The 6,200-nt window shown below is 66.5% G+C and carries 11 protein-coding genes; 5 read left to right on the top strand and 6 right to left on the bottom strand.

Going from position 1 to position 6,200, the window contains the following annotated elements; all coding sequences use genetic code 11:
- Positions 1–298 precede the first annotated feature (298 nt).
- Complete coding sequence (gene msrA / locus AC1D15_RS14795) at positions 299–1,036, bottom strand: peptide-methionine (S)-S-oxide reductase MsrA (RefSeq protein ID WP_477826576.1); 738 nt, start codon at positions 1,034–1,036, stop codon at positions 299–301.
- On the bottom strand, positions 1,033–1,473 hold the full coding sequence (locus AC1D15_RS14800; protein WP_477826577.1) for a DUF2784 domain-containing protein: 441 nt from the start codon (positions 1,471–1,473) through the stop codon (positions 1,033–1,035). Before AC1D15_RS14800 ends, msrA begins: the two co-directional genes overlap by 4 nt.
- Positions 1,474–1,492: 19 nt before the next feature.
- Here AC1D15_RS14800 and AC1D15_RS14805 point away from each other — a divergent pair, with 19 nt between their 5' ends.
- The gene (locus tag AC1D15_RS14805; protein ID WP_477826578.1) at positions 1,493–2,098 is read left to right on the top strand and encodes a PEP-CTERM sorting domain-containing protein; all 606 of its coding nucleotides are present in this window, start codon (positions 1,493–1,495) and stop codon (positions 2,096–2,098) included.
- Here AC1D15_RS14805 and AC1D15_RS14810 read toward each other — a convergent pair.
- Complete coding sequence (locus tag AC1D15_RS14810) at positions 2,089–2,358, bottom strand: hypothetical protein (protein ID WP_477826579.1); 270 nt, start codon at positions 2,356–2,358, stop codon at positions 2,089–2,091. The genes AC1D15_RS14805 and AC1D15_RS14810 overlap by 10 nt on opposite strands.
- Positions 2,359–2,434: 76 nt before the next feature.
- Positions 2,435–2,842, bottom strand: a complete 408-nt coding sequence (locus AC1D15_RS14815; protein ID WP_047507499.1) for a DUF3224 domain-containing protein — start codon at positions 2,840–2,842, stop codon at positions 2,435–2,437.
- A gap of 124 nt (positions 2,843–2,966) precedes the next feature.
- Here AC1D15_RS14815 and AC1D15_RS14820 point away from each other — a divergent pair, with 124 nt between their 5' ends.
- The 4 genes from AC1D15_RS14820 to AC1D15_RS14835 are packed head-to-tail and all read left to right on the top strand — an operon-like array spanning position 2,967 to position 5,409.
- Positions 2,967–3,824 carry a DUF6597 domain-containing transcriptional factor gene (locus AC1D15_RS14820; protein ID WP_477826580.1) on the top strand — a complete coding sequence of 286 codons (858 nt, stop codon included), beginning with the start codon at positions 2,967–2,969 and terminating at the stop codon, positions 3,822–3,824.
- Positions 3,825–3,826: 2 nt separating this feature from the next.
- Positions 3,827–4,297, top strand: a complete 471-nt coding sequence (locus tag AC1D15_RS14825; RefSeq protein WP_477826581.1) for a group II truncated hemoglobin — start codon at positions 3,827–3,829, stop codon at positions 4,295–4,297.
- Positions 4,298–4,337: 40 nt separating this feature from the next.
- On the top strand, positions 4,338–5,114 hold the full coding sequence (locus tag AC1D15_RS14830; RefSeq protein WP_477826582.1) for an Imm1 family immunity protein: 777 nt from the start codon (positions 4,338–4,340) through the stop codon (positions 5,112–5,114).
- Between the two features lie 10 nt (positions 5,115–5,124).
- Complete coding sequence (locus tag AC1D15_RS14835) at positions 5,125–5,409, top strand: hypothetical protein (RefSeq protein WP_477826583.1); 285 nt, start codon at positions 5,125–5,127, stop codon at positions 5,407–5,409.
- A 77-nt stretch (positions 5,410–5,486) separates the two neighbouring features.
- Here AC1D15_RS14835 and AC1D15_RS14840 read toward each other — a convergent pair whose 3' ends face one another.
- Together AC1D15_RS14840 and AC1D15_RS14845 are read right to left on the bottom strand one after the other, a co-directional pair.
- Positions 5,487–5,873 (bottom strand): hypothetical protein, encoded by a 387-nt coding sequence (locus tag AC1D15_RS14840; RefSeq protein ID WP_047507495.1) that lies wholly within the window; start codon positions 5,871–5,873, stop codon positions 5,487–5,489.
- Positions 5,874–6,007: 134 nt separating this feature from the next.
- On the bottom strand, positions 6,008–6,200 hold a 193-nt coding region (locus AC1D15_RS14845; protein ID WP_477826584.1), incomplete at its 5' end, for a helix-turn-helix domain-containing protein.

Consider the following 6,200-nt stretch of genomic DNA (forward strand, 5'->3'; position numbering starts at 1 on the left):
AGGCGTTTGATGCCGCGCGGCTTGTCCTGGGGCAGCGCGTCGAAAGTGCTCACGTCGCTCATCGTCTTCTCCAACAAGACCCGCGGGAGGTGGGTCGATGGAATGAATGGTCGCGGGCGGGGGTGAAGCGGGATTGGCTGGGGGGTAAAGATCTGTGAATGGTTTGCGGGCGATCCGGCATGCGGCCAGTCGGGACTGGTTTTTTATACAGTATGATCGTGCAGCAGTTGCCACTGCCAACTTGATCCCGCCAGCGGTCCCCTCCAAGGCCGCTGGCTTTTTTTTGCCCTGGCGTGCCTCAGCCGGCGGCCTTGCCCGCCACCAGCACCGGCTCGGCGCGCCAGGCCTGCGGGAACAGGCGCTTCAGGTCGTCGAGCTTGGGCAGGTCGTTGAAGACGATGTACGGCTGCCGCGGGTTGCGGGCGAGGTAATCCTGGTGGTAGGCCTCGGCCGGGAAGAAGCGGCGGCCGGGTTCGATGCGGGTCGCGATCGGCGCCTTGAAGGCGTGGGCCTTGTCGAGCTGTTCGACATAGGCGCGTGCGGTGCGGGCCTGGTCATCGTTGGCGGGGAAGATCGCCGAGCGGTACTGCGTGCCGGAGTCCGGCCCCTGGCGGTTGAGCTGCGTGGGGTCGTGCGCCACCGAGAAGTAGATCTGCAGCAGCTGGGCGTAGCTGACCTGCTTCGGGTCGTAGGTGACCTGTACCGCCTCAGCATGGCCGGTGGAGCCGCTGCCGACCGATTCGTAGACGGCGGAGGACGCCTCGCCGCCCGCGTAGCCGGAGACGGCGTTGGTGACACCCTTGACGTGCTGGAAGACGGCCTGCACGCCCCAGAAACAGCCGCCGGCGAGGACGGCGGTTTCGGTGGGGGCGGTGGCAGCGGCCGCGGTGGCGGTGGGCGTGAACGGCGGCACGAGCCGGGCTTCACCGCCCATGCCGCCGGCCATCGCGGAGAGGGTCATCACCGCCCCGGTGCCGACGAGCAAGGCGGCAATGGTGAGCAAGCGGCGGCGGGGTGGGCGAGAGGGGGTGGTCATCGAAACGCTCCTGGAGGGTCGTGTCGGGCTGGGTCGTGCCCCGCCGGGCGAACCTTACGCTTCGGCGGGAAACGCCACCAGACAGCAGCGACGGCGAGCCCGAACACAGAGTACGCCACGGTGAACACCCATGGCGGCGCATCCCAGAACAGGACGGACTGCAGCCAGTGCTCGATGAAGCCGCCCGAATAGGTCGAGACCTTGGCCTGGGCACGCAGCCACATCTCGAGCGTGGTCAACGGGCACTCRATGCCCCACCATGATTCGGCGACGACGATGCCGATGGTGCCGACGTGCACCAACCTGAACCAGAGCGAGTTCACCGTGCGCCAGCCGCGCAGGTTGCCGACGACGATCAGCACCAGGCCGCCGACGACGAACAGCACGATGGCGATGTGCAGCAGGAGCACGGCGTTGGCAAGCAATTGATACGGCATGGGGCTGTCATTCTGAGTGGTGCAATTCGTGCTTGGCATTGAAGCACCAACAATTGCAGGGAGGATTGCCATGTCGAATCGATTTGGAAAGCTGGTGGCCGCAGCCACCCTCGGGACGGCCTTGTCCGTGAGCTCGTTCGGCGCCACGGCCGCCGAGCTCTCCGACCTGTTCGGCACCTGGACGGGGAGCTGGCTCTTCGGTTCGATGTACGGCGGACCGAGCAACCCCGTTCCCACCAGCCCGCTGTTCACCCGCCCGGTGACCATCGACCTGGACTCGTTCGATGCCCAGGCAGGCCTCTACGGCCATGTGTTCATCGAAGGCGCGGTCGTCGGCAACGTGACCTCCCTGTCGGTGGTCGGCAACGCGGTGACGATGGAGGTGACGCACCCCAGCATCGACCTGACGCGCCCCACGGCGTATTTCTTCGGCACGCTGGGCGACCACTCGCTGATCGGCGACTACGACCTGCGCGGGTACCTGTATGGCAACACCGAGTGGCGCGGCACGATGACGCTCGCTTCATCGGTGCCCGAGCCCGCCATGGCGATGCTGTTGGGTTTGGGACTCGTGGGTGTCGTGTTGCAGGCGCGGCGGCGTCGGTCGGCCGAAGCTCAGGTCTGACGCAGGGCGCCGGTGCTGCGCCAGCGCCTCGCATACGGCAACGCGAACATGTAGAGGCCGCTGAACAGCAGCAGGAAGAGCGGGAGCAGCGGCGAGTAGGTCACCCACGCGGGCGGCTCGCCGCGGGCTCGCACGATGAAGTTGGCGACGACCGTCAGCGTGAAGGCCATCGACAGCCAGCGGTGGGACTGGCGGATCCAGTGGCTCCACCTGGGAGCGAGTTCTGCGTGGTGACTCGTGAGTTCGATACCGTGGCACATGTGATCTCCTTGGTTTGAGCCCCACGTTTGTATCGTTCACGGTGAGCCGGCGCTTCTCCGAAACTGCGGAAGTGGCTCAATCCGGCAAGCCCCAGTCGAACCGATACGAGTGCGCGCCGCCCTCGCCGATGACGACCTCCATGCGCCCCGAGAGCCCGGCCAGCGCGCCGGTGCCCGAGCCCGGCACGACGGTGATCGACTGCTGCGGCACGCCGGCGGCCATCGTCGAGCTGTGCTGCAGCACGAAGCTGCCCTCGCGGCCGGCGAGCGTGCCGCGCACGAGCTCGAGCGCGACGTAGCCACCGGAGGTCATCGCGGCATCGCGCCACGAGAGCATCTCGCCCTGGCTCGTGGCCTCCAGCTCGCCGTGGAAGCGTTTGTCGATCGACATGCGGCCGAGGCCTGCGGGTGCGGCCACGTCGCTGAGCGGCTGCAGCGCGAGCTTGACGTCGAACGGGCCGGTGGCATGGTGGCGTGAACTCATGGGGATCTCCTGTCGAGGGGAAGACACCGCCGCGCAGGCCGCCAGGGCGAGCGCAACGAAGGGTGCGGAGGCGCGGTGGAGGGACATGGCATCATCGTCCGGACTTGGCAATGCCCGCATTGGAATGCCCACTCCCGCGCTGACGATTGGAAAAACGCGACGCCCGGTCGCGCAGCAGGCGCGCGGCGTGCTGCACCGTGTCGCCGACGGCGCCTTCACGCACGAGCGGGCCGCGCCGACTCCTGGGCTTGCGGACACCATCGAGCACTTCTGGCGCGTGCGCTGGCGCCTTGCCGGCCAGCCGCCCCAGGTGCAGGAGACGCTGCCGCACCCGAACGTGCACATCGTCATCGAGCCCGGCCGCATGGCCGCCCACGGCGTTCACACCGGCCGCTGGACGACCTTGCTGGAGGGCGACTCGCAGGCCTTCGGCATCAAGTTCCGCCCCGGCGCTTTCCGCGGCGTCCTGCAGCGGCCGGTGTCCGAGCTGGCCGACCGCCACCTGCCGCTGGCGGAGCTGTTCGGCGACGCTGCGCGCGTGCTGGCCGACGTGCTCGGGCACGAGGACATGGCCGACGCCATGGAAACCGCCGAGCGCTTCCTCGCGCCCCGCGTGCCCATGCCCGACCCGCAGGCGCTGCTGGCGGCACGCATCGTCGATTCGATCGTCGACGACCGCGAGCTCGTCGCGGCCGCCGACCTCGCCGAACGCCACGGCTTGACGTTGCGCGCGCTGCAGCGGTTGTTCGCCGAGTACGTGGGGGTCGGCCCCAAATGGGTGATCCAGCGCTACCGGCTGCATGAGGCCGTCGCTCGCGTGCAGGCCGGCGAGCCCGTCTCGTGGGCTGCGCTGGCACAGGACCTCGGCTACTTCGACCAGGCGCATTTCATCGCGGACTTCCGCAAGCTCGTCGGTCGTACGCCGGCTGACTATGCGACGGCGGTCAAGGTCCAACGCATACCCACTCAACAGGAATCCTGAAGATGACGGCATCGACTCCCACGCTGTACCAGTGGCTCGGCGGCATCGATGCGCTGAACCGGCTGACCACGCGCTTCTACGAGCGCGTCGCACAGGACGACTTGCTCGCGCCGGTGTTTGCGCACATGGGCGCGGAGCACCCTGCGCACGTGGCCGCCTTCCTCGCGGAGGTGCTGGGCGGCCCGGCGACCTATTCGGCGGCACACGGCGGCCACCCGCACATGATTCGCCAGCACCTGAACCGGCACCTGACGCAGGACAAGCGCCGGCGCTGGGTGGAGTTGCTGCTGTCGACCGCCGACGAACTCGGCATGCCCGATGATCCCGAGTTCCGCTCGGCACTCGTGGGCTACCTGGAGTGGGGATCGCGCCTTGCGGTCATCAACTCGCAACCGGGGGCGAGCGTCGATCCTGATGCGCCGATGCCGAAGTGGGGGTGGGGCGAGGTCAAGGGGCCGTATGTGGGTGGATGAGCGGCACACACGACCCGTCAGGGCAAGTGCGAGAACCGCAGTGACTTCCTTCGTTCACATTGATCTGCCGATCTTCATCGGAAGCGACGTGGCCTGCGGCTACTTCGGATGCGATGTCGAGGTCGAACGCTTGCCGCAAAAGGACGAGCCATTTCCCTGGCCGAAGCCTTGGCTCATTGCATTCCGAGAGCTGTTCGAAGGGCAATCGACCCAGGTCTGGGGCGAAGCCGCCTGGGAGTGGCCGCCTTCGGAGATCCACTTCACGTTGTACGGGCTGGTGTGCGCCGATTGGGACGAGGCGCGTGCGCTTGTCCAGCACATCGAGCGTGTCTCGGGTTCCTTGTTCAACGGGCACGATCGATGGTGGAGCGCCGAGTGTGTGATCTCTGAGCGAGAAGAAGTGCCGCGGCTCGACGAGCCGATCGAAGGAGGCGACGCAGCCATCTTCGAGGTGTCGGTGAATGGGCAGGCCGTCGGCATTGAGTCGGTCGAGCACTTGGGGTGTTGGCTCCATGAGCTTGATGTGCAGAAGGAATTCGAGCTCTGGATCACCGTCAAGGGCGGACCTTCGCTGTGCATGTTGCGCAACGGCGCAGATGCGTTCCTGATGTATGCCAGGGAGGCAGGAGACAGCGGATTCACGTCGATCGGGAATGGCGACGCGCCAGGCGAGGTTCAGTATCGGTTAAGCAATGGCCAGATCGACGAGCATCCGCGCTCGTGGTCCATCGACGTCGAACAAGGCTACAAAGCCATCGCGTACTTCTACGTCAACGACGGCGCCCGCCCCGCCTGGATCCATTGGTCACCCAATTGAATCGGACGACGTGCATCCGCCCATCTCAAATCGCCTGCTCATGCCCAAAACCTTGCGGCCATACATGGTTGTCCGCGTAGTCGCGATCCGCGGTGATCGCTTCACCGGCCGGAAGGTCTTTTACAGCCGCCATCCGCGCGTGGGCGACACCGGAGCTGTCCTCGATGTGTACGAGAAGCCGGCGCTCGCCTATGAAGTGGAATGCTCCGATCCAGCCACAGGCACGACCATTTGGCTTGAAGCCATGTACCCGGACGAAATCGAAGCATGCCCGGATGAACCATCGGTTCCCTAGTTTGGCGGCGGCGTCTTGGAAAGCGCCGATCGCCGAAGGCCTCATCGAGCGGACATTTCGTGCGCGGTCCAAGCTGGCTACAGAGGATCGAATGGGCCGGCGCAATCCTTGAGCCGGGCCAACTCGACGTTCTGAACGACATCCCATCGCCGCCACGAGTAGTGAATCAGCGTGACGCCGGTCGGATGCATCGGCCGGCTCCCTTCGCCGACCTGGATGATGGCCGTGCCGGCACTCGGCAGGAAGCTGTGCAGGCTCGACACCCACCGGCGATTCGGGTGCGCGCCCTGGAACTGCTCCTCCGTGATGACGGCGGTTTGAGCCCATCCTGTCGGCGTTCTGGCCTCGAGTGCCAGGGCATGGAAGTCCATGCCGTCTTCGCCGCGCTTGACACCGCGCAGCGCCAGGCGGCTGTCTCCCGTCAGAGAGTTCAGCTCCTCGATGGTGACGATGTCGCCGTTCATCTGCGGCCTGCTTCGCGTGATCGGGCTTTGCGCACATGGGTCTCCTGGCGGTAAGGCTCGAGCATGCCTTGAAGGTCGGGAACGGCCAAGATGCGAGCCCGCAATGGCGTCGTTCCGTGCATGTCCTGGTCCGATCAGGCGCCCCGGCTCACCAGCGTCGGGGTGACGCCGAGCAGCCGGCGCATGCAGCGCGCCATGTGACTCTGGTGTGCGAAGCCTGCCTCGAGCGCGACCTCACTGGGCGGCATCTCGCCACCACGCAGCAGTGACACCGCGCGCTCGACACGCCGCTGAACGACGAACTGGTGCACCGGCACGCCGGTGCTG

This window comes from Rhizobacter sp. P2_H2 (genome assembly GCF_056403375.1).